Annotated in this window: 18 protein-coding genes; 17 read left to right on the plus strand and 1 reads right to left on the minus strand. The window is 58.9% G+C overall.

The genetic code is table 11. The features are described 5' to 3' along the window. Window positions 1-188: 188 nt before the first annotated feature. From ACTHV6_RS03165 to narI, 5 genes are all read left to right on the plus strand, one after another. A complete protein-coding gene (locus ACTHV6_RS03165; RefSeq protein ID WP_441385815.1) occupies window positions 189-1,553 on the plus strand; it encodes a nitrate/nitrite transporter in 1,365 nt (454 codons plus the stop codon). A gap of 47 nt (window positions 1,554-1,600) precedes the next feature. Beyond that, entirely contained in the window at window positions 1,601-5,296 is a 3,696-nt protein-coding gene (locus ACTHV6_RS03170) for a nitrate reductase subunit alpha (RefSeq protein WP_441385816.1), read from the plus strand. Then, window positions 5,296-6,828: a nitrate reductase subunit beta gene (narH, locus tag ACTHV6_RS03175; RefSeq protein WP_441385817.1), complete on the plus strand. Its 1,533-nt coding sequence runs from the start codon at window positions 5,296-5,298 to the stop codon at window positions 6,826-6,828. The genes ACTHV6_RS03170 and narH overlap by 1 nt, the downstream gene beginning before the upstream one ends. Window positions 6,829-6,925: 97 nt before the next feature. Beyond that, window positions 6,926-7,519: a nitrate reductase molybdenum cofactor assembly chaperone gene (gene narJ / locus ACTHV6_RS03180; RefSeq protein ID WP_441385818.1), complete on the plus strand. Its 594-nt coding sequence runs from the start codon at window positions 6,926-6,928 to the stop codon at window positions 7,517-7,519. Then, window positions 7,516-8,286 carry a respiratory nitrate reductase subunit gamma gene (narI, locus tag ACTHV6_RS03185; RefSeq protein WP_441385819.1) on the plus strand — a complete coding sequence of 257 codons (771 nt, stop codon included), beginning with the start codon at window positions 7,516-7,518 and terminating at the stop codon, window positions 8,284-8,286. The genes narJ and narI overlap by 4 nt, the downstream gene beginning before the upstream one ends. Window positions 8,287-8,335: 49 nt before the next feature. Here the strand turns inward: narI and ACTHV6_RS03190 are convergent, their stop codons facing one another. After that, on the minus strand, window positions 8,336-9,082 hold the full coding sequence (locus tag ACTHV6_RS03190) for a Rossmann-like domain-containing protein (protein WP_441385820.1): 747 nt from the start codon (window positions 9,080-9,082) through the stop codon (window positions 8,336-8,338). Window positions 9,083-9,261: 179 nt separating this feature from the next. Between ACTHV6_RS03190 and glyA the strand changes: the two genes are divergently transcribed. The 12 genes from glyA to deoC all read left to right on the plus strand — a co-directional run bounded on the left by glyA (window position 9,262) and on the right by deoC (window position 22,206). Next, window positions 9,262-10,551: a serine hydroxymethyltransferase gene (gene glyA, locus ACTHV6_RS03195; RefSeq protein ID WP_441385821.1), complete on the plus strand. Its 1,290-nt coding sequence runs from the start codon at window positions 9,262-9,264 to the stop codon at window positions 10,549-10,551. Beyond that, a complete protein-coding gene (locus ACTHV6_RS03200; protein ID WP_441385822.1) occupies window positions 10,552-11,436 on the plus strand; it encodes a bifunctional methylenetetrahydrofolate dehydrogenase/methenyltetrahydrofolate cyclohydrolase in 885 nt (294 codons plus the stop codon). 10 nt (window positions 11,437-11,446) lie between these two features. Further along, window positions 11,447-12,241: an exodeoxyribonuclease III gene (locus ACTHV6_RS03205; RefSeq protein WP_441385823.1), complete on the plus strand. Its 795-nt coding sequence runs from the start codon at window positions 11,447-11,449 to the stop codon at window positions 12,239-12,241. A 6-nt stretch (window positions 12,242-12,247) separates the two neighbouring features. Beyond that, window positions 12,248-13,324, plus strand: coding sequence for a YihY/virulence factor BrkB family protein (locus tag ACTHV6_RS03210; protein ID WP_441385824.1), 1,077 nt, complete (start codon window positions 12,248-12,250; stop codon window positions 13,322-13,324). Continuing rightward, a complete protein-coding gene (locus ACTHV6_RS03215) occupies window positions 13,324-14,415 on the plus strand; it encodes a mannose-1-phosphate guanylyltransferase (protein ID WP_441385825.1) in 1,092 nt (363 codons plus the stop codon). The genes ACTHV6_RS03210 and ACTHV6_RS03215 overlap by 1 nt, the downstream gene beginning before the upstream one ends. 171 nt (window positions 14,416-14,586) lie before the next feature. After that, entirely contained in the window at window positions 14,587-15,675 is a 1,089-nt protein-coding gene (locus tag ACTHV6_RS03220) for a BMP family lipoprotein (RefSeq protein ID WP_441385826.1), read from the plus strand. Window positions 15,676-15,786: 111 nt separating this feature from the next. Then, window positions 15,787-17,340, plus strand: a complete 1,554-nt coding sequence (locus ACTHV6_RS03225; RefSeq protein ID WP_441385827.1) for an ABC transporter ATP-binding protein — start codon at window positions 15,787-15,789, stop codon at window positions 17,338-17,340. Further along, window positions 17,337-18,518: an ABC transporter permease gene (locus ACTHV6_RS03230; RefSeq protein ID WP_441385828.1), complete on the plus strand. Its 1,182-nt coding sequence runs from the start codon at window positions 17,337-17,339 to the stop codon at window positions 18,516-18,518. Before ACTHV6_RS03225 ends, ACTHV6_RS03230 begins: the two co-directional genes overlap by 4 nt. Next, window positions 18,515-19,813 (plus strand): ABC transporter permease, encoded by a 1,299-nt coding sequence (locus ACTHV6_RS03235; protein ID WP_441385829.1) that lies wholly within the window; start codon window positions 18,515-18,517, stop codon window positions 19,811-19,813. Before ACTHV6_RS03230 ends, ACTHV6_RS03235 begins: the two co-directional genes overlap by 4 nt. Window positions 19,814-19,820: 7 nt before the next feature. Then, window positions 19,821-20,246: a cytidine deaminase gene (locus tag ACTHV6_RS03240; RefSeq protein WP_441385830.1), complete on the plus strand. Its 426-nt coding sequence runs from the start codon at window positions 19,821-19,823 to the stop codon at window positions 20,244-20,246. Then, window positions 20,242-21,534: a thymidine phosphorylase gene (locus ACTHV6_RS03245; protein ID WP_441385913.1), complete on the plus strand. Its 1,293-nt coding sequence runs from the start codon at window positions 20,242-20,244 to the stop codon at window positions 21,532-21,534. Before ACTHV6_RS03240 ends, ACTHV6_RS03245 begins: the two co-directional genes overlap by 5 nt. Before the next feature lie 12 nt (window positions 21,535-21,546). Next, window positions 21,547-22,206: a deoxyribose-phosphate aldolase gene (gene deoC / locus ACTHV6_RS03250; RefSeq protein WP_441385831.1), complete on the plus strand. Its 660-nt coding sequence runs from the start codon at window positions 21,547-21,549 to the stop codon at window positions 22,204-22,206. The last annotated feature ends 68 nt before the right edge of the window (window positions 22,207-22,274 follow it).

Genomic DNA, 22,274 nt, shown 5'->3' on the forward strand with positions numbered 1-22,274 from the left:
AATATGGCGACTGGTTGACCGACTGAGACTATAAACAACCGGAATTACACAAGAGAATCCGCATCTAATTGTTTGCAGTATTTGGGACCTTTGTCGCAAATACTCATGGTTGTTGTCCTAGTCTTAGGTTAACTAATAGCACGGTAAAGGGCGTGTTAAAAGATTCTAACGCGGTGTGAGGAGTCAGCATGAGCACCACGGATGATGCGTCATCCCTAGGAGAACTACCGGAATTGGACACACGCGGGCGTGTGCTCAAAGGGTGGGACCCTGAAAAGGCAGACCACTGGGATCAAGGGATTGCTTGGAAGACTCTTATTGTTTCCACGTACTCACTCTTTCTTGGGTTCTGTGTGTGGTTCTTGGTTTCGGCCATAGCACCAAAACTCAATGAGATTGGTTTCGACCTCTCCACAGCGCAGCTGTACTGGCTTACCTCGATGCCGGGCCTGTCAGGTGGCCTACTGCGGCTGGTGTTCATGGTGCTTCCTCCTATCATGGGGACGCGCAAGCTCATCGGATTTTCTTCGCTGCTATACATTATTCCCATGGTCGGCTGGTTCTTCGCGGTCCAGGACACTAGTACATCCTTTGGTGTGCTTATGATGCTCTCGGTTTTGTGCGGAATCGGCGGTGGAACCTTCTCGGGATACATGCCTTCCACCGGTTACTTCTTCCCCAAGCGCCTGTCTGGTACTGCCCTCGCCTTGCAATCGGGCATTGGCAATCTCGGTATGTCGGCCATCCAGGTTGTTGGCCCGTGGCTGATGGGTTTCGGACTTTTCGGCATCACTTTTCTCGCCCCTATGCGCGCAGAGGATGGAGCACTCTGGGTGTTCAACGCCGCTATCTTCTTTGTCCCGTGGGCGATCGTTGCCGCGATTCTCGCCTTCTGGCTACTTAAGGATGTGCCGGTCAAGGCCAATATTCGCCAGCAGCTCGATATCTTCGGCAACAAGAACACGTGGTACATGACCCTGTTGTATGTCATGACCTTCGGGATCTACTCCGGCATTGCTGCCCAGTTCGCTCTGATCATCAATAACGCTTTCGGAAGTGACTCACAGTTTGCCAATCAGGGCATCTCCGGACTTCCTTCGGGCCTCACCTATGCCTTCCTCGGTCCGCTTATCGGCTCACTTGTTCGAGCGGCGTGGGGCCCATTGTGCGACAAGTTCGGTGGCGCGATCTGGACCTTCGTTTCCGGTATCGGTATGGCAGCTACGCTGGCTGTCTGTGCCGTTAACCTCAACCCAATCGATCATGCACAATTCACCCCGTTCCTTATCGGGATGCTCGGATTCTTCTTCTTCGCCGGTATCGGTAACGCGGGAACGTTCAAGCAAATGCCGATGATTATGCCCAAGCGTCAAGCCGGAGGAGCCATCGGATTCACCGCAGCTATCGCGGCCTTCGGCCCATTCTTGGTGGGTGTTGCTCTTGCCAGTTTCAGTGCCCAGTCTTTCTACATTGCCTGCGTTATCTACTGCCTCGTGTGTTCGGTCATGTGCTGGATCATGTACGCCAGAAAGAATGCACCCTTCCCTGGCTGACAGTCCGAAGTGGCGGATCATCCGGAGCGATTTACTAAGGAGTTCATATGAATTCACCGAAGGATTCTTCCCTATTCTCGCTGGGCGCACACGTGCGTAAAGGCGAGGCATCAGCCGATGCACGGCAAATCTTTCTGGAGGGCGGACGTGAAGCAGACGCCTTCTATCGCCAGAGGTTCAGCCACGACAAGATTGTCCGTTCCACCCATGGTGTGAACTGCACGGGGTCATGTTCGTGGAAGGTGTACGTCAAGGACGGCATGATCACGTGGGAATCTCAAGAGGTTGATTACCCCACCACAGGGCCGGATATGCCCGAGTACGAGCCACGCGGTTGCCCTCGTGGGGCGGCCTTCGCATGGTACGAGTATTCGCCAACACGTATTCGGCATCCCTATGTGCGTGGTGTGCTGTTGGACGCCTATCGCGCCGCCAAGAAGCGTACTAGGGATCCCGTACTTGCCTGGCACGAGGTAACCAGCAACCCCGAAACGGCGAAATCGTACAAGTCTGCCCGCGGCAAAGGAGGCATGGTCCGCACCTCATGGCAGGAAGCCGTGGAAATCACCGCAGCTGCACATGTGTCCACGATCAAGGATTTCGGGCCGGATCGGGTTGCAGGATTCTCGGTGATTCCGGCGATGTCGATGGTCTCTTATGGTGCGGGCTCGCGCTACTTGGAACTCATGGGAGGGTCCATGCTTTCCTTCTATGATTGGTATGCCGATCTTCCTCCGGCCTCGCCCCAAGTATTCGGAGATCAAACCGACGTTCCCGAAGCGGGCGATTGGTTCAACTCGGACTACCTCATCATGTGGGGCTCCAACGTGCCCATCACGCGCACACCAGATGCCCACTTCATGACAGAGGGGCGTTACCACGGACAAAAGGTGGTGGTGTGTTCCCCTGATTTCGCGGACAACACCAAGTTTGCCGACGAGTGGCTGCGGGTACACCCCGGAACCGACGGCGCGCTCGCGATGGCGATGGGCCACGTGATCCTGAACGAGTTCCACGTCAAGAAACAAGAAGAGTTCTTCCTCGATTACATGCGGCGCCACACGGATTCTCCGTTCCTCGTCACTTTGGAGACAGAAGAAAACGGAAGCATAACGCCCGGAAAGTTCCTCACTGCAGCCGATGTGGGCGGGCAGCTGGGGGATACCGAGCACGCCGATTTCCGGTTGCTCGTCATGGACAGCGATGGCAGCGTCAAGGACCCGGGTGGAACCCTTGCCGACCGCTACGGACCTGACGGGGCAGGCAAATGGAACCTTGATCTGGACAACGTTGATCCGCTGATGTCGCTTTACGACAGCGCGGACGAAGAGGTTGAGATTTCGCTTCCACGCTTTGATCTAGTTGGTGAATCGGGGCCGGGAACCATCGGTGCAGGTGTAATCCAGCGGGGTGTACCTGCCCGGCACGTGGCAGGAAAACTCGTCACCACTGTCTATGACCTATTGCTGGCACGCTACGGTGTGCCCCGAGAGGGACTGCCCGGTCAGTGGCCAACCGGCTACGACGATGCTTCCGCCCCGGGTACTCCTGCCTGGCAGGAGGAGCTCACGGGAGTTCCCGCAGCAGCCGCCGAGAGAATCGGGCGCGAGTTTGCCCAAAGTGCCTTAGACTCTGGTGGACGTTCCATGATTCTCATGGGAGCGGGAACCAACCACTACTTCCATTCAGACACGATCTACCGCACGATGCTGGCTCTGACTTCCATGTGCGCGACGCAAGGCGTCAACGGCGGCGGATGGGCACATTACGTGGGCCAGGAGAAGGTGCGCCCAATCACGGGTTGGCAGCAGTACGCTATGGCGCTTGACTGGTCCCGTCCACCGCGCCAGATGATTTCCACCGGATTCTGGTACCTCACCACTGACCAGTGGCGGTATGATGCTGGGCGCGTCGAACGGATCTCGTCGCCGTTGGCACGTGGTGATCTGGCTGATATGAGTTTTGCCGATTCCTTGGTGGAGGCAACCCAGCGTGGCTGGATGCCGGGCTATCCGCAGTTCGACCGGTCCTCGTTGGATTTGGCTGATCACGCCGAGGCGGCGGGAATGGCTCCCGGGGAATACGTTGCCCAAGAGCTTGCAGCCGGACGGCTCCATTTCGCGGTGGAGGATCCCGATGCTTTCCAGAATCATCCGAAAGTCCTCTTCAACTGGCGCACCAATTTGCTGGGTTCCTCGGCCAAGGGCACAGAGTTCTTCCTGCGCCACATGATAGGCGCGGATAACGATGTTCAGGTAGAAGAGTTGGATGAAGATTCGCGCCCGAGCCGTATGGTCTGGCGCGATGAACCGGTTCAGGGAAAGCTCGACCTGATGGTCACAGCAGATTTCCGCAACACCTCAACAACCTTGCATTCGGACGTCGTGTTGCCGGCGGCCACGTGGTACGAGAAGCATGACATCTCCTCGACTGACATGCATCCCTTCATCCACACGTTCAATCCGGCGATCGCACCCCCGTGGGATGCCCATACCGATTTTGAGCTCTTCTCTGAGCTCGCGGATCTGGCGTCCCAACTAGGCAAGGAACACTTGGGGACACGAACCGATCTAGTTGCTGCCCCACTCGGCCATGACAGCCCAGATGAACTCAACAATCCGCACGGCACCGTGCCCAGCCGTGAGGAAGCAGGATGGGTTCCCGGGGTAACCATGCCCAAGATCATCCCTGTCCAACGCGATTTCGCAAAGATCGCTGAGAAGTTTAATGCTATCGGCCCGTTGCCCGAAAAAGCTGGCATGGCAACCAAGGGTGTGGCCTTCCAACCTGCCGAGCAAATCGAGGATCTAGGCAAGCGAAACGGGACTGTTCCCACCTCGATCGGTAGGCGCCCGGCTGTGGATACAGCCGTTAAGGCCTCGGAGATGATTCTCTCATTATCTGGCACCACCAATGGCAAGCTCTCTGTTCAAGGGTGGAAGAATCTCTCCCAGCGCACTGGCCACGACGCTTCGGAATTGGCAGCTGGCGATGAGGAAAAGCTGATCACCTACCCGGATATTGTTTCCTCCCCTAAGGGAGTGATCACGTCCCCAGAGTGGTCCGGTTCGGAACACGGCGGCAGGCGTTACACCGCCTTCGCTGTGAACAAGGAGTTCTCCAAGCCGTGGCACACGCTCTCCGGGCGCATGCACTACTTCATGGATCACGATTGGATGCGCGAAATGGGGGAGCAACTGCCCGTGTTCCGCCCGCCCGTGGATCTCATGCATTTGTACGGCGAAGCCGCTCCTGGTCAAGTGCTGGAAGACGGTAGCGGACAGGCCGAAGTGTCCGTGCGGTACCTGACCGTGCACAACAAGTGGGCGATTCACTCCCAGTACTACGACAATCTCCACATGCTCACCCTAGGACGCGGTGGACAGACCGTATGGATGAGCCCTCAGGACGCAGACAAGATCGGCGTTCGAGATAACGAATGGATCGAGGTCCACAACCGCAACGGCGTTGTCAGCGCCCGAGCAATCGTCTCCCACCGCATGCCAGAAGGCACAGTGTTCATGCACCATGCACAAGAGCGGACGATGGGAACGCCGCTGAACGAGAAGACGGGCAAGCGCGGAGGAACTCATAATTCGCTGACTCGGATTCTCATCAAGCCCTCCCACCTGATCGGCGGCTATGGGCACTTCACATACGCATTCAATTACATCGGCCCAACGGGCAATCAGCGCGACGAAGTTGCTCTGATTCGCCGCCGTAGCCAGGAGGTGACGTTCTGATGAAAGTCATGGCACAGATCTCAATGGTCATGAATCTGGACAAATGCATTGGATGCCACACGTGTTCAGTGACCTGCAAGCAGGCATGGACCAACCGTGAAGGCACCGAATATATGTGGTTCAACAACGTGGAAACCCGCCCAGGCGTGGGGTACCCAAAGCGTTGGGAGGATCAAGAAGAGAATAAAGGTGGCTGGGTACGTAAGCGCAACGGCAAGCTCGTTCCTCGTCAGGGCGGACGCCTCAAGGGCCTAACCAATATTTTTGCCAATCCCAATCTTCCCGAACTCACTGATTACTACGAGCCATGGACCTACGAATATGAAAAGCTCCTGACCGCGCCGAAGGACTCTACGGCGCTTCCGGTGGCGCGACCAAAATCTCAGATCACCGGGGAGTACATCTCAGCACCGGATTGGGGTCCGAACTGGGATGACGATCTGGGTGGCTCCATGGAGACCATGCAGGACGATCCGATGATTCAAGCATCGGGCGCCACCGTGAAGACGGAAATCGAAAACGCCTTCATGTTCTACCTGCCACGCATCTGCGAGCACTGCCTGAACCCTACCTGCGTTTCAGTGTGCCCCTCCGGTGCCATGTACAAGCGCAGCGAAGATGGCATTGTTCTGGTGGATGAGGATCGCTGCCGTGGCTGGCGGATGTGCGTGTCCGGCTGCCCCTACAAGAAGGTGTACTTCAACCATACGACGGGCAAAGCGGAAAAGTGTACGTTGTGCTACCCGCGTTTGGAGATTGGCGAGCCAACAGTATGTTCGGAGACGTGCGTGGGGCGCTTGCGGTACTTGGGTGTCCTTTTGTACGACGCCGACCGCGTTGGTGAGGCGGCAGCCACGGAACGCGAAGAGGATCTCTACGATGCTCAGCGCGATATCCTGCTAGATCCCAACGACCCGGAGGTCATTGCCGGAGCTCTGGAGGCTGGGGTGCCGCGCAGTTACATAGAGGCGGCACAGGAATCCCCGATCTACAAACTCATTCACGATTATCAGGTGGCGCTTCCACTACATCCTGAATACCGTACTCTTCCCATGGTGTGGTACGTGCCGCCACTTTCTCCCATCGTTGACGAAGTGACAGCTTCAGGTGCCGATGGTGAGGACGGCAAGATCTTGCTGACCGCAATTTCCAGAATGCGGATTCCGCTAGAGTATCTGGCGGCGCTTCTGACTGGTGGGAACCTTCCAGCAGTGGAAAAGACTCTGCGGCGCCTCGCCGCCATGCGCTCCTACATGCGGGACATTCACCTTGGCGATGAGCCGAATGAGGGGATTGCCGCCGCGGTTGGGATGGACGGCGAACAAATCCAAGCAATGTATCGTCTCCTTGCGATCGCGAAATACGAGGACCGCTACGTCATCCCCAACGCACACCCAGAAATCGAGCGCTCGCTTGAGGACTTCCAGTGCTCTCTTGACGGCAAGGGAGGAGTGGGAATGGGTGGCCGCTTCTCTGGAAACAAGGTCATGGTAGAACTCATGCCACGGCGCCCTAGGGGTAATGATGTCTGATCTCTACGTTGGAGGCAATCGTGCCCGGTTTACCACTTCACTGCCTAGTGAGGCTGAGTCGATAGCCCTTGATCAAGCGTCGCGTCAGGGTATCTACATGGCAGCCTCCCTCCTGCTCGATTACCCAGGTTCCGACTTCATACAGCGTGCCCAATCGGTGGCCAGCGAATCTGAGGGCTTTCCGCAGCCGATTGCTCGGAGCCTCTCCGCATTTTGCCGATGGGTGAAGAAGGTTGGGTTGCGCAGCGTTGAAGAGACCTATGTTGCCACGTTCGACGAGCGGCGCAGGTGTGCCCTCGAGCTGTCCTATTACGCTGTTGGAGACACTCGCCAGCGTGGGCAGGCGCTTCTCGCGTTTCGTGAGCTGTACAAAGGCGCTGGATTCGAACAGTGCAGTGGGGAGCTCCCTGATTATCTGCCGGCCATACTCGAACTGTGTGCGAAATCGGATGACCCCGCCGTGGTCAATATTCTTCCATCCCATCGCAGCGCGCTCGAGGTGCTCCGGACCGCCCTGTTCCAACTCGATTCGCCGTGGACGGATGTCCTCACGGCACTGTGCCACGCGCTTCCCGCAATAGATGAAGAAACCAAGAACCGGTATCAGCAACTGATCCGTCAGGGCCCGCCCACGGAACTAGTGGGGATTACCGACCTACCCTTCCCAGTCCTAGCGGAGGTGCGATCATGACAGCTCTGGATGTTGCGGTTTGGGGTGTATTCCCCTACATCGTTGTTGTTACATTCGTTGGAGGACTCGTATGGCGGTGGAAAACTGACCAATTTGGGTGGACCAGTAGATCATCTCAGCTTCATGAATCCAAGATTCTCAGATGGGGATCCCCGCTTTTCCATGTGGGAATCCTTCTGGTTCTGGTTGGGCACATCATGGGAATACTCATCCCTAAGGGGTGGACCGAAGCAATTGGGATCACCGAACATACTTACCACCTTGTTGCCACAATTGGCGGTGTTGCAGCTGCGTTTATGGCTGTTGTCGGTTTCGTTCTGCTCATGATCCGGAGATTCATGAACAAGGGTGTGCGGCGCAAAACCACGGGGAATGACAAGGTTATGCTGATCCTCCTCGTGATTCCTTTGGCTCTCGGCGCGTTTGCGACCTTCCACCATCAGGTGTTCGGAGAAGAAGGCGGATACGACTACCGGGAGACCATCGCACCGTGGCTGCGTTCGATCTTCACGTTCAATCCACAGATCGAGCTGATGACCGGTGTGCCTCTGGACTTCCAGCTCCACGTGATTGCGGGAATCCTGCTGATTGCGATCGTTCCCTATACGCGGCTAGTCCACATGTTCTCCGCCCCCGTTGGGTATGTGACCCGACCCTATGTGGTGTACCGGTCCCGGGAGGCCGCAGTATCAACCGCGAAGCGGCCGCGGGGATGGAACCCGGTGGGACAACGGCGGGTGAACGGCGATCCAGCCGAAGGTGCATAGCAGGCGTTGGCCGTTACGTTTCGTTGGGCTGGACGCTGATACTCGAGCGTCATACTTTCCTTGTGGACTGCGGAAGAGCAGTGAACCTGTGCGTGAAAGGTTGAATCTGAGGTAGCGAGGCACCGAGACCAATGGACGCAGCTGCGCCTTCTTGATCCGAAACATAGGACGTAGCTAGTTCTTGGCTGGTGAATACTTCCGGGGCGAAGGGAACTGAGGCTCCCACCAGAATGACATCGGCATTGCGGCTGAGTTCCAGAAGTCTGGGGAGCGTCTTGTTTGCGATGCTCATTCCGGTGATGAACACCGTATCGGCATGCGGCACAACGTATTCGCAGGCCGGATCGGGTAGATCGCCCGGGCGCGGAGAGCGCTCGAGAACCGTGACCTCTGCTCCGGCAAGCGCATCGATGCCGCCGGGAAAATGTCCGATCATGGCCACCTTCTGTCCCTTCAGATTTCCGGCGCGCGCATCGAATACGTCCCTGTCATACGTGTCAACCTGCAGCCCGGAGTTTTCCAACCGGTGACGTGTATTGAGCCAGCTGTTGATGGCTGCAACGCCGAGGCTCGCATGCGCAAAATCCCATGATTTGCTCAGAGCCGCGACGTCGCGGAGAGATTTGCCAATAATCGAAGGATCGATTGCTTTGCCGCCTCCGTGATCTCGGGCGGCTATCCCACATCCGCCGGCTTCATGTGCCACGAACGCTACTCGGTTGAGCAGGCAGTTCGTTGTTCGCACATCGGCGGGGATCAGATCAATGAGCTCATCGTAGAGCGTCCAAGGGTTCATGGGTCCTCCGTGGCGGTCAATGGGCGAGAACTATGGTACCCGCTGGCCCAGCGTCTCGCCTCGCGAGTTAGCGGGCGTGGGACTTTGGCACTACGGTAGCCTTGAAGGGCCGCCGAGGCGGCGTGGTGGCATCCCCACCACATTTTTCAGCGAAAAGTTTCGCCCTTGCAGGAGGATGCATGTCCGAGCTGAACGAACATATTGCCGATCTTGACCCAGAGGTTGCGGCTGTTCTCGATTCAGAGCTGGTGCGCCAGCGCGATTACCTTGAAATGATTGCCTCAGAGAACTTTGTGCCGCGCGCGGTATTGGAGGCTCAAGGCTCTGTTCTGACGAACAAGTATGCGGAAGGTTATCCTGGCCGGCGGTATTACGGCGGATGCGAGGAGGTGGACAAGGTGGAAACCTTGGCCATCGAACGCGCGAAGTCGCTTTTTGGTGCGGATTACGCCAACGTTCAACCCCATTCCGGGGCTCAGGCGAACGCAGCCGTGTATCACGCTCTGGTCAAGCCGGGCGATACGGTGATGGGCCTTGAGCTGGCCCACGGCGGCCACCTCACCCACGGAATGAAGATCAACTTCTCCGGTAAGAACTACAACATGGTGGCCTATGGCTTGGATCCAGAGAACTATCGGATCAATATGGACATCGTTCGCGACAAGGCGTTGGAAACCCGCCCCAAGATGATCATTGCCGGATGGTCCGCCTACCCCCGTCATCTTGATTTTGAGGCGTTCCGCGAGATTGCCGATGAGGTTGGCGCCTACCTGTGGACTGATATGGCTCACTTCGCTGGCCTCGTTGCTGCTGGCTTGCATCCGAACCCCGTCCCGTATTCGGACGTGGTATCCACAACAATTCATAAGACTTTGGGCGGCCCCCGTTCCGGCATGCTGCTGTCTCGCGACAGCGCAACATTCGGGCGCAAGCTGAATTCGGCCGTGTTCCCCGGCCAGCAGGGTGGCCCACTCATGCACGTGGTGGCAGCGAAGGCAGTTGCCCTGAAGCTGGCCGCTGGCGATGGCTTCAAGGATCGCCAGCGCCGCACGGTGGAGGGCGCACAGATCCTCGCCGAGCGCCTGAACCATCAGGATGTTCGCGATGCCGGCGTTTCGCTGGTGACGGGCGGAACCGATGTTCACCTCGTGCTGGTGGACCTGCGTGATTCGCCGATGGACGGCCAGCAGGCTGAGGACCTCCTCCACGAGGTGGGTATCACCGTGAACCGTAACGCGGTTCCGTGGGATCCGCGCCCGGCGGCAGTCACCTCGGGCCTGAGAATTGGCACCCCAGCACTTGCTACCCGCGGCTTCGGATCGTCCGAGTTCACGGAGGTGGCCGATGTGATTGCTACGGCGCTTGTGGACGCCAAGACCGCTGACGTGCCGGCCCTGAGGGCACGCATCGCCGCGCTGACCGAACAGTTCCCGCTCTACGAAGGCCTGAACCAGACGGGGGCGAACTAGATGGCCGAAACGGCACAGATTCTCGACGGCAAGGCCACCGCAGCCGCCATCAAAGCTGAGCTGACCGAACGGGTTGCCGCCCTCACAGCCAAGGGCATCACCCCCGGGCTTGGCACGATCCTTGTGGGTGAAGATCCCGGCTCCGTCTCCTACGTCAGGGGCAAGCACCGTGACTGCGCTGAGGTGGGAATCGCCTCCATCCGCGTGGACCTGCCGGAAACGGCCTCGGAAGAGGACGTCCGCGCGGCGATCGAGCAGCTGAACAACGATCCGGCCTGTACGGGCTACATTGTCCAGCTGCCGCTACCCAAGGGCATGCCCACGAACGATCTGCTGGAGCTCGTGGATCCGGATAAGGATGCCGATGGCCTCCACCCCACCAATCTGGGCCGCCTCGTCCTCCGAGTGAACGAGGATGTCACCTCCCCGCTCCCGTGCACCCCGGCCGGCATCATCGAATTGATCGAACGCCACGGCATCGATCTGGCGGGTAAGGACATTTGCGTGCTGGGCCGCGGAGTTACTGTGGGCCGCTCGATCGGCCTGCTACTGACCCGGCGCGCGGTCAACGCCACGGTCACCCTGTGCCACACCGGCACGAAGGATGTGGCGGACAAGGTCCGTGCCGCTGACGTGGTGATTGCGGCAACCGGCCAAACCCATATGGTCAAGTCTGATTGGGTCAAGCCCGGAGCGGTTGTTCTGGACGTGGGGGTCTCTCGCGTGTATGACGAGGCCTCGGGCACGTCCAGAATTGCTGGGGATGTGGACCCGGCCGTTCGAGGCGTCGCTTCGTGGGTATCCCCGAATCCCGGGGGAGTGGGTCCGATGACCCGTGCCATGCTCTTGGCCAACGTGGTCAAGGCAGCCGAACAAGGAAGCTAGGAGTAAGCCCATGAGGATCGCCACCTGTAACGTCAATGGCATCCGCGCCGCCGCCCGCAAGGGGATGGGCGAGTGGATTGCCGCTACCGGCGCGGATGTTCTGCTTATGCAGGAAGTGCGCGCCCCCGTAGAGATCGCGGAAGAACTGATCGGCCCCGAGTATCAGGTGTTCACACGCCCGTGCGATATTAAAGGCCGCGCAGGCGTTTCCGTGGCGGTGCGCAACGGCATCCAAGTTGACGATGTTCGCGATGGCGTGGCGGTCCCAACCTCCACAGAAGAGCCGCCCGTGGATACCGGCCGCTGGCTGGAAGTAGATATCCCTGGCCTCACGGTCATCTCCGCGTATCTGCATTCAGGGGATGCGAAGAGCGAGGAAAAGATGGCCGCCAAATACGCCCATCTGGAACTCGTCTCCTCCCGCCTTGCCGCCCTCGCCCCCACCAACACACTGGTGGCCGGCGATTTCAACATCGTGCACACCGCGCTGGACATCACGAATTGGAAGTCCAACCACAACAAGACCTCCGGTGTGCTCGATCCAGAGATCGCCTACGTGGATCGCTGGTTGGAGCTGGGATACGTGGACGTCCAGCGCTCCCTGACGGGGGAGGATCAAGGCCCCTACACGTGGTGGTCTCAGCGCGGCAAGGCCTTTGATAACAACGTGGGCTGGAGGATCGATTACCAGATGGCAAGTCCGGACCTCGCCTCGAAGGCCACGGCCTTCCAGATCGATCGCGCACCGTCCTATGACACGCGGTGGTCTGATCACGCCCCGCTGATCGTGGATTACGAGGAGTGAAGACCCGTGGAAGTAGAGACAGCAGTAGACAAGGCAAAAACCTTCACCGAACGCGTCATGGATCTGCGGATCGTCCGTTCGATCATGCGCTACGGGGCCGGAAAGGGCGGCCTGCTTTCGGGTGGCATCGCCTACTCGGCGCTGTTTTCGATCGCCGCCGGTATCACGATCGCGTGGACGGCCTTCATGGCCGTCCTGGGAAACAACACTGAGCTCAAGGATCAAGTCCTCGATGCCATAGATAACGCATTGCCGGGCATCATTGACACCGGGGACGGTAGCGGCGGAATCGTTGATCCAGATTCGCTGGTGCTTAATTCCGCGGTGAATCTTGCCTCGATCATTGCGGCCGTCGTGTTGCTGTGGACCGCCGTGTCCACGATGGGGGCCTTCGCGAAGTCCATCCGCGCGATGTTTGGCATCCAGAAAGCCAAGGAAAACCCCGTTTTTCTCAACCTGCGCAACCTCGCAGGATACGTGGTTCTTGCGGTGGGGATCGCTGCCTCATCCGTGATTTCCACCGCGGCCGGCTCGCTCAGTTCCACCATCCTCGATTGGATCGGCATTGAGGGTGCCATAGCCCGCGGCTTCATACGCGGCGGTTCCATCCTGGTATCGGTTGGAGTGGACTGCCTGATTATCGCGTTCCTTATCCGCGTCATGTCCGGCGTACGCCCGCCACGCAGGGACCTGTGGATTGGCAGCCTGATGGGTGGCGTGGCCATGTCCGCGATCCGGCTGCTCGGCACCACCGTTGTGGGATCGGTGGGCGATAATGCACTTCTAGCCTCGGTTGCCGCCATCGCTACCCTGCTCCTGTGGCTCAACCTGTGCGCCCGTGTGGTGCTCATCGTGGCCGCGTACATGGCGAACCCGCCACGTCCGGAGAAGATCACCTCCCCGGATGAGCTCCATTTCAAGGAGACCCCCAACTTTGTGACGGAGTCAGAACCGAGCACACTCGATTGGAACTACAACCCGGTGACTGGGGACATCATGGTGCAACCGCCCGAGGTGTCCGAGCCGAGTCCTTCCGGAGTTGTCGCTTCCACGGTTGATTACCAGCCAAGCCAAGGAGAGTAATGGACTTCTATCCGATCATTCCGGCCGGCGGGGTGGGTTCACGCCTGTGGCCGCTGTCTCGGCAGAAACGGCCGAAGTTCCTCACCGATTTGACGGGCAGCGGGCGATCGCTGCTCCAGATGACGGTGGATCGGCTGGCCCCGCTTTCCCGCAACATGGTGATCGTGACGGGCAGTGCACACGTAGTTGGCGTGCGCGAGCAGGTGGGGCAAGCTGACGTCGTCGTCGAACCAAAAATGCGCGGAACGATGGCTGCGATCGGACTGGCCGCGGCGATAATCGAACACCGTCACGGAGATGCGATCGTTGGTTCGTTCGCGGCGGACCACCTCATTGCGGACGAGGAAGCGTTCGCTGGCGCGGTTTCACACGCCATCGAGGCGGCCCAGGCCGGGTATGTGGTGACGATCGGGATTTCACCGGATAGTCCCTCCACCGCGTACGGATATATTCGGGCCGGGAAGAATGTGATGACGACGCCGGAGCCCTCCGCCCGTAGTACCGGTGCGTTTTTGGCGCGAGAGTTTGTGGAAAAGCCGGATGCGGCAACGGCTGAACGTTACGTGCAAACCGGTGAATACTTCTGGAACGCCGGAATGTTCATCGCGAAGGCGTCTGTACTTCTGGACTCGCTGCAGCGATTCCACCCCGAAATTGCCGAGCCGCTTCGCGCCCTTGCCCGCAGCTGGGACGGCCCACAACGCGAGGAGGCGATCGAACAATATTGGGAGCCGCTGCCCACCCAGGTTATTGATCGGGCGATCGCAGAACCGTTGGCGGAGGCTGGGGGAGTTGCCGTGGTGCCGTGCGCCATGGGCTGGTCTGATGTGGGCGATTATGCCTCGCTGGCCGATGTTGTTGCGGGTCCGGGACACGCGGCACCCGGCGGGGTTAGGAAACCCACCGTGATCTTGGACTCACCTGATTCACTGATCTACACCTCGTCAAAGCCTGTTGTAGTGGTTGGGGTTCCCGAGGCCGTTGTGGTGGAAATGGATGACGTTATTCTGGTGACCCAGAAATCGGCGTCACAGAAGGTAAAAGATGTTCTTGATACCCTCGGCTCCTCGGGGCTTGATGACCTGCGGTGAACGAACATGTTACGGCCCTGTTTCGCATCCGAATCAACGCTATAATGATCTACCGATTTTCCTTAGGGCGAGATTCCCTTTTGGCTTAAAAAACTTCGCCTAGGGCTTTAGACTAAGAATGTCTGGTGCCAGCTCAGTGGCACTACGGGCTCACATTTACAGGAGATACGCGTGAATTATAAGAAGTTTGCAGCTGCCATTGGGGTAGCAGCTCTGGCTCTCAGCGCTTGCGGAGGCGACGGCGAAGATACCGAAGGCTCCAACGGATCCACCAATCCACCAGCAGAATCGGTCGATTACCTCGCCTGCATCGTGTCCGATGCTGGCGGCTGGGATGATAAGTCCTTTAACCAGTCCGCAAAGGAAGGCCTAGATCGCGCAGAAAACGATCTGGGCGTTCAGGTCAAAACCGCCGAATCCAAGGATTCTTCTGACTTCGCAGATAATGTTCAGGCCATGGTCACCGCTGAATGTGATCTGACGATTGGCGTTGGCTTCATGCTCGAAGAGTCCGTCGGGGGTGCAGCAACAGAGAACGAAAACTTAAACTTCGCGCTTGTTGACGCAACGTTCGAAGACGCAACGGGCAATGAGCGAGCTCTCGTGTTCAACACGCAGGAGGCCGCTTACCTGGCTGGCTATGCTGCCGCAGCGATGACGGAAACGGGCAAGGTTGCCACCTTCGGCGGCGTCCCGATCCCATCGGTCACCATCTTCATGGACGGTTACGTTGATGGCGTTGCCAAGTACAACGAAGATAACGATGCTTCCGTTGAGGTTATTGGCTGGGACAAGGAAAACCAGTCCGGCCAGTTCACCAACGATTTCGATGATCAGGCCAAGGGCACGCAGGTTGCTCAGCAGCTGATCCAGCAGGGTGCGGACATCATCATGCCCGTGGCCGGCCCCGTGGGCTTGGGCGCTGCAGCTGCGGCACAGGCCGATGGCTCCACCTACATCATCGGCGTGGATTCGGATTGGTACGAATCAGCCGCTGAGTACAAGGACATCGTCATCACCTCCGTGCAAAAGGACATCTCCAACGCTGTGTTCGATACGATCGAGACTGGCGTGAACGATGAGTGGGATGGCTCTAACTACGTTGGCACGCTGGAGAATGACGGCGTTGGCCTCGCTCCCTTCCACGATTTCGAAGATCAGATGCCTGAGGGTCTGGCAGATGAACTCGAGCAGCTCAAGCAGGACATCATCGACGGAACGATCGTTGTTGAGTCCGAGGGTGCGTTCGCAACTGAATAAGACAATATAAGACAGTCCGGACGGCCACGAACGTGGCCGTCCGGACTGTCGTACTTGGCAGGTTTCCATCTGTCTATCCGGGGGATGGGAAACAACGAAAGGCAGGCTGTAGTGCAGCTGGAGCTTAAGGGAATCACCAAGAAGTTTGGTTCCCTCGTTGCCAACGACCACATTGATCTTGTAGTGGAGCCTGGGGAGATCCGGGCATTACTCGGGGAAAATGGCGCTGGCAAATCAACACTCATGAACGTCTTGTACGGCATTTACGATGCCGATGAAGGCGACATCCTACTGGATGGCCAGCCCGTGAAGTTTTCTTCCGCCGGGGATGCTGTGGCTGCAGGCATTGGCATGGTGCATCAGCACTTCATGCTTGTTCCTGTGTTCACGGTTTCTGAATCCGTGGCGCTTGGGTATGAGCCAACGAAGGCCCTCGGCCTCCTTGATATCAAGAAGGCGCGCACGCATGTGCGCGAAGTATCCGAGCGGTTCGGTTTTGATATCGATCCTCAGGCGCTGATTGGCGATCTTCCCGTTGGACTCCAACAAAAGGTAGAAATCGTCAAGGCGCTTTCACGTGATGCCTCCGTCCTGGTTCTTGACGAGCCAACTGCGGTTCTCACCCCGCAGGAAACCGACGAGTTGATGACCATCATGCGTCAGCTGGCCGATGAGGGAACCTCCATCATCTTCATTACGCACAAGCTGCGCGAGGTACGCGCGGTGGCGGATAAGATCACCGTGATTCGCCGCGGCAAAGTTGTGGGCGAAGCATCCCCGGAGGCCTCCCCTGAAGAACTGGCCACCATGATGGTGGGCCGTCCCGTGCTGCTGCGCGTGGACAAGGGGCCGGCCAACCCTCAGGGTCCCGGATTGGAGATCAATGGGGTGTCCCTGCTGGCGAGCAACGGGACCATGGTGCTTGACCATCTGAATCTCACCGTAGAAAAGGGCGAAATTGTTGCCATTGCGGGTGTTCAAGGCAACGGCCAGTCCGAACTTGCTGATGTTATCTTGGGAATTACTACGCCCAACGAGGGCAGCATTGTTCTGGACGGGGCGGACCTCACCCACGAGAACGTGCGCCATCGGCTCAATAGCGGAATCGGATTCATCCCGGAGGATCGCTCCACCGAGGGAATGATCGCCGGATTCTCCATCGCTGAGAACCTTGTGCTGGATCAGTACAAGAAGGCTCCGTTTGCCAAGGGGCCGGCCATGAGGCCGGACGCCGTAGCAGAAAACGCCGAAGATCGAGTCAAGGAATTCGATATCCGCGTGGGCAAGGCAAGCGATGCCATTTCCACCCTCTCGGGTGGAAATCAGCAGAAGGTTGTTGTGGCCCGTGAGCTGTCTCAGGATCTGAGCTTACTCATGGCCAACCAGCCGACGCGCGGCGTTGACGTTGGATCCGTGGAGTTCATCCACCAACGGATCGTGGAAGCACGCGATAACGGGGCGCCCGTCATTGTGGTGTCCTCCGAACTCGATGAAGTTGTGGGATTGGCTGACAGGATCGCCGTCATGTATCGCGGTGGCATCATCGGCGTGGTTCCGGCGGATACCTCCCGCGCGGTACTCGGCCTCATGATGGCCGGGGTCCCATACGAAGAAGCAATTGCCGGGGGATACGTCCATGGAACACGAGGAGGTTTTGAAGGATGAGTGAAAAAACCACTCCTAAGCCGCCACGCGCTTCATTCGGGCAGTGGATCAAGGCGGTGTGGCACGTCGGGCTGCGCTCCAACTGGTTGGTGTACGTTCTTGCCGTGGTTATTGCATTGCTGGTTGGGGCGGTGTTGATTGTGATCGCCGGCGCGAACGTGGGCGAAGCGTATTCCGCGATGTTCCGTGGCGCCATCTTCAACTATCAGGCACGAAGCACGGCCGGAATGTTCGCGCCCTTAACCGCCACGATTCTGGCGGCCTCGCCGCTCATCATCGCCGGGCTGGGTTTGGCGCTGGGATTCCGCGCTGGCCTGTTCAACATTGGTGGAAACGGGCAGATCATGATGGGGGCGATTGCCGCTGCCTACTTCGGCTTCACGTTCACCATGCCGCCGGTTATTCACATGCTCGTGTGCATCGTGGCGGCTATCTTGGCCGGGGCAATCTACGCTGGAATTGTGGGCGTGCTGAAGGCGCGCACCGGTGCCAGTGAGGTCATTTTGACCATCATGTTCAACTCGATTGCGCTGTTGTTTCTGCGCCATCTCCTCACCCTCAAGACGTTCCAGCAGGAGGGTTCCGCGAACCCCCGTACGGATACCATTGAGGACAATGCTCAGCTGCCTGACCTGCTGCCCAGCCCGTTCCAACTGAACCTAGGCATCGTGATCGCTATCTTGGCCGCCATCTTCGTGTGGTGGTACCTGGAGCGTTCCACGTGGGGCTTCGAGCTGCGCGCCGTGGGTGCCAACCCAGATGCGGCCCGCACCGCAGGTATGAACATCGGTAAGGTCACGGCCATCACCATGGCACTGTCTGGTGCACTCACCGGATTGGCTGGCGGCGTCCAGCTCACAGGGACCATCAAATATCTTGATGCCGGCATTGCCGGATCTCTCGGCTTCGATGCCATTACAGTTGCTTTGCTTGGCCGGAACTCGCCGATTGGCACGGTGTTTGCCGGTCTGCTGTTCGGAGCTTTCAAGGCTGGCGGGCGCATCATGCAAGTTGATGCGAGCGTGCCGATCGATATGGTTCTTATCCTGCAGTCCGTTATTGTGCTCCTCATTGCTGCGCCGCCGTTTGTGCGATGGCTCTTCCACTTGCCCAAGCGCGAGCACATGACAATCCGCAAGTACCTGACTCTTCAGGCGGAGAAGGAGGTGGCGGCATGAGCGTCAAGACTCCATCAATGGGTGTGACCCTATCCGAAAACGCGACCGACGTTACTGCCAAGATGAGCTGGAAGATGCCCATCACCTACTGCGTAGCAACGCTTATTTCCGTAGCCTTTGCCCTGAGCTCGCAGGGCGAAGCCGTGTTCCGGTGGAAGCTGAATCGTAACGATCGCTTCGAGCTGCCGGACTGGACAGTGGATTCGGCGCTCTTGTGCTGGGTTGCCGCCGTCATCTGTGCGATCATCTTCGTGTATTCGGTGGTGCGCACGCTGGCCCGGAAGAAGGCGGGCGTGATCCCGGCCATTGTTGCGGGAGTTTCCGTTGTGTTGGCTCTGCTGGCATGGACCGGCGGCGGATCGGCCGGCTTCGTGACCATCACGGCCACGCTGGCCTCCGCGCTGGCGCTTTCTACTCCGCTCATTTTCGGATCGCTTTCCGGTGTGGTGGCTGAACGTGTGGGTATCGTCAACATCTCCATCGAGGGGCAATTACTCACAGGCGCCTTCGCAGGCGTTGTGGTTGCCTCCGCATCCGGTTCCGTGTGGGCTGGGCTGATTGCGGCGCCGATTGCCGGTGCTCTCATGGGAGCGTTGCTTGCCCTGTTTGCCGTGCAATACAACGTGGATCAGATCATCGTTGGTGTGGTTCTCAACGTGTTCGCGCTGGGCCTGACCACATTCTTCTTCTCCTCGGTGCTGTCGGACAAGCCGGAGTTGAATTCCTCGGCAATGAACCTGCAGAACATTTCGATCCCGCTTCTTGCGGATATCCCGATCATTGGGCCCGTGTTCTTTAACCAGACGATCCTCACCTACGTGATGTACGTGGTGATCATCGTTCTGACCATCTTCCTGTTCCGTTCGCGGTGGGGCCTGCGCATGCGCGCATGTGGCGAGCACCCGCACGCCGCCGCTTCCGTTGGCATTAACGTTCGCCGCACCCGCGTGCTCAACACGATGCTCTCTGGAGCACTGGCCGGACTTGGTGGTGCCTACTTCACGATCGGTGCAAGCATCGGGCATTCGTTCAACAACAACATGTCCGCCGGTAACGGCTACATTGCTCTTGCTGCGATGATCCTCGGTAAGTGGCATCCGCTCGGGGCCGTAGGTGCGGCGCTCATGTTCGGTTTCGCGAATGCGGTGGCGATCCTCCTGCCAAGCCTGAACCTCAATGCCCCCTCCAACCTCATCAACATGATTCCCTATCTGGTAACCGTGTTTGCTGTGGCAGGCTTCGTTGGCAAGTCCCGGCCGCCGGCATCAGAGAACACCCCGTACGTGAAGGCGTGAGCGCCCTATGAATATCGAATGGGAACGGCTCCATGCCGAAGCGGTAGCCGCGATGGCTCACGCCTACGTCCCGTATTCGGGCTACCCGGTTGGAGCCGCTGGCCTAGCCAGTGATGGCACGATCTATTCGGGCTGCAACGTGGAAAACTCTGCCTATGGCGTGGCGCTGTGTGCCGAATGCGGGATGATCAGCGATTTCGTCAAGGGCGGGGGCACACACCTCGTGGCCTTCGCCGCCGTGAACGGCAACGAAGATCCGGTTGTGCCCTGTGGGCGTTGCCGCCAGCTGCTGTTTGAACATGGAGGGCATGAGCTCCAAGTGGCGATGCCCGGTGGCATCATGCCCATGAGCTCGGTCCTCCCAGATGGATTCGGCCCGCAGGACCTCCTGAAGGTCCCAACAGCCACATTCAAGGAAGTGACTCATGATTGAAAGGTTCGATGCGGTAGACGTTATCCGGACCAAGCGTGATCGCGAAGTCCTCAGCGATGATCAGATCGACTGGGTGATTGACGCCTACACGCGCGGAGTGGTGGCGGACGAACAGATGGCTTCGCTGGCCATGGCGATCTTCCTCAACGGGATGAATCGCCATGAGATCGCACGCTGGGCGAACGCCATGATCGCCTCGGGGGAGCGGATGGACTTCAGCTCCCTGCCACGGCCCACCTCAGACAAGCATTCGACGGGCGGGGTGGGGGACAAGATCACCGTGCCGCTGGCCCCGCTGGTTGCTTCGTTCGGAGTGGCCGTGCCGCAGCTTTCGGGCCGCGGGCTCGGGCACACTGGTGGCACGCTGGACAAGATGGAAGCGATCAAGGGCTGGCAAGCGAACATCTCCAATGAACAGATGTACCGTCAGCTGGGCACCGGCTCCGGCGCCATCATTTGCGCCGCGGGTTCGGGATTGGCTCCGGCGGATAAGAAGCTCTACGCGCTTCGTGACATCACCTCAACGGTGGAGTGCATTCCTCTGATCGCCACCTCGATCATGTCCAAGAAGATCGCCGAAGGCACCGGGTCACTGGTGCTGGACGTCAAGGTTGGCTCCGGCGCCTTCATGAAGAACATCGAGGATGCTCGCGATCTCGCACACACCATGGTGGATCTGGGAACGGACGCCGGCGTGAACACGGTTGCCCTGCTGTCCGATATGTCTGTGCCGTTGGGCTTGACCATCGGAAACGCGCTGGAAGTGCGCGAATCTGTTGAGGTTCTTGCAGGCGGCGGACCTGATGATGTTGTTGAGCTCACCCTCGCGCTTGCCCGCGAGATGCTCACGGCCGCCGGCCAGCCTGATGCCGATCCGGAGGCCGCCCTCAAGGACGGGCGAGCGATGGACGCATGGCGCGAGATGGTGAGCGAACAGGGTGGAGATCCCGATGCGCCGCTCCCCGTGGCCACCCACCAAGAGGATGTGCTGGCCGATCGCGACGGTGTGCTGACCGATGTGGATGCCCTCAAGGTGGGCGTGGCCTCGTGGCGCTTGGGCGCCGGGCGTGCACGCAAGGAGGATCCGGTTCAGGCCGGTGCTGGCATCGAACTGTTTGCGCGCCCCGGCGATCGGGTCACGAAGGGACAGAAGATCGCCACGCTGCACACCGATACCCCTGACCGTTTTGAACGCGCCAAGGAATCGCTTCACGGTACCCTGACGATCGATCCGGGTGGCCAGCCAACACCCCGCGAATCCGTGGTGCTCGAACGCATTCGCCACTAGGAAAGGAAACACATGACATACACGAAGGATCAGGTGGCTCATCTGATCGATCACACGCTACTTAAGCCAGAAGCTACCGAGCAGCAAATCCGCGACCTCGTTGATGAGGCCAAGCGGGTTGGCACCTACTCAATATGCATCTCCCCGAATCAGATCCCTCTCCCTGTTGGCGTGGAACTGGGAGATGTCAAGCTTGCCGTCGTGTGCGGCTTCCCCTCGGGGGCCCACCACAGCGAGATCAAGGCGCGCGAAGCAGCCCTCTCGGTGGAACAGGGCGCGGATGAAGTGGACATGGTGATCAACGTGTCCGATGCCGTTCAGGATCGTTTTTCCGCAGTAGAGGCGGATATCAAGGCCGTGCGGGACGCGATCCCCAGTGCAGTCCTCAAGGTCATCATCGAATCCGCTGCGCTCACGGACGATCAGATCGTCGCTGTATGCGAGGCTGCCGAGGCCGCCGGCGCCAACTTCGTCAAGACCTCCACAGGGTTCCACCCCGCAGGCGGCGCATCCGTTCACGCGGTGGCCCTCATGAAGAAGACTGTGGGCGATGCGCTTGAGGTCAAGGCCTCTGGCGGTATCCGCGATGGCAAGTTCGCCTCCGAGCTTCTGGACGCCGGCGCCACGCGCCTAGGCTTGTCCTCATCTCAGGCGGTGCTCGATACCCTGTAGCCGCAGGAGGTACATCGTGAAGGCCGGTCCCCGGTATGGGGGCCGGCCTTTCGCATGACATTTGTCAG

The organism is Ancrocorticia sp., from assembly GCF_052089425.1.
Taxonomy (GTDB): domain Bacteria; phylum Actinomycetota; class Actinomycetes; order Actinomycetales; family Actinomycetaceae; genus Ancrocorticia.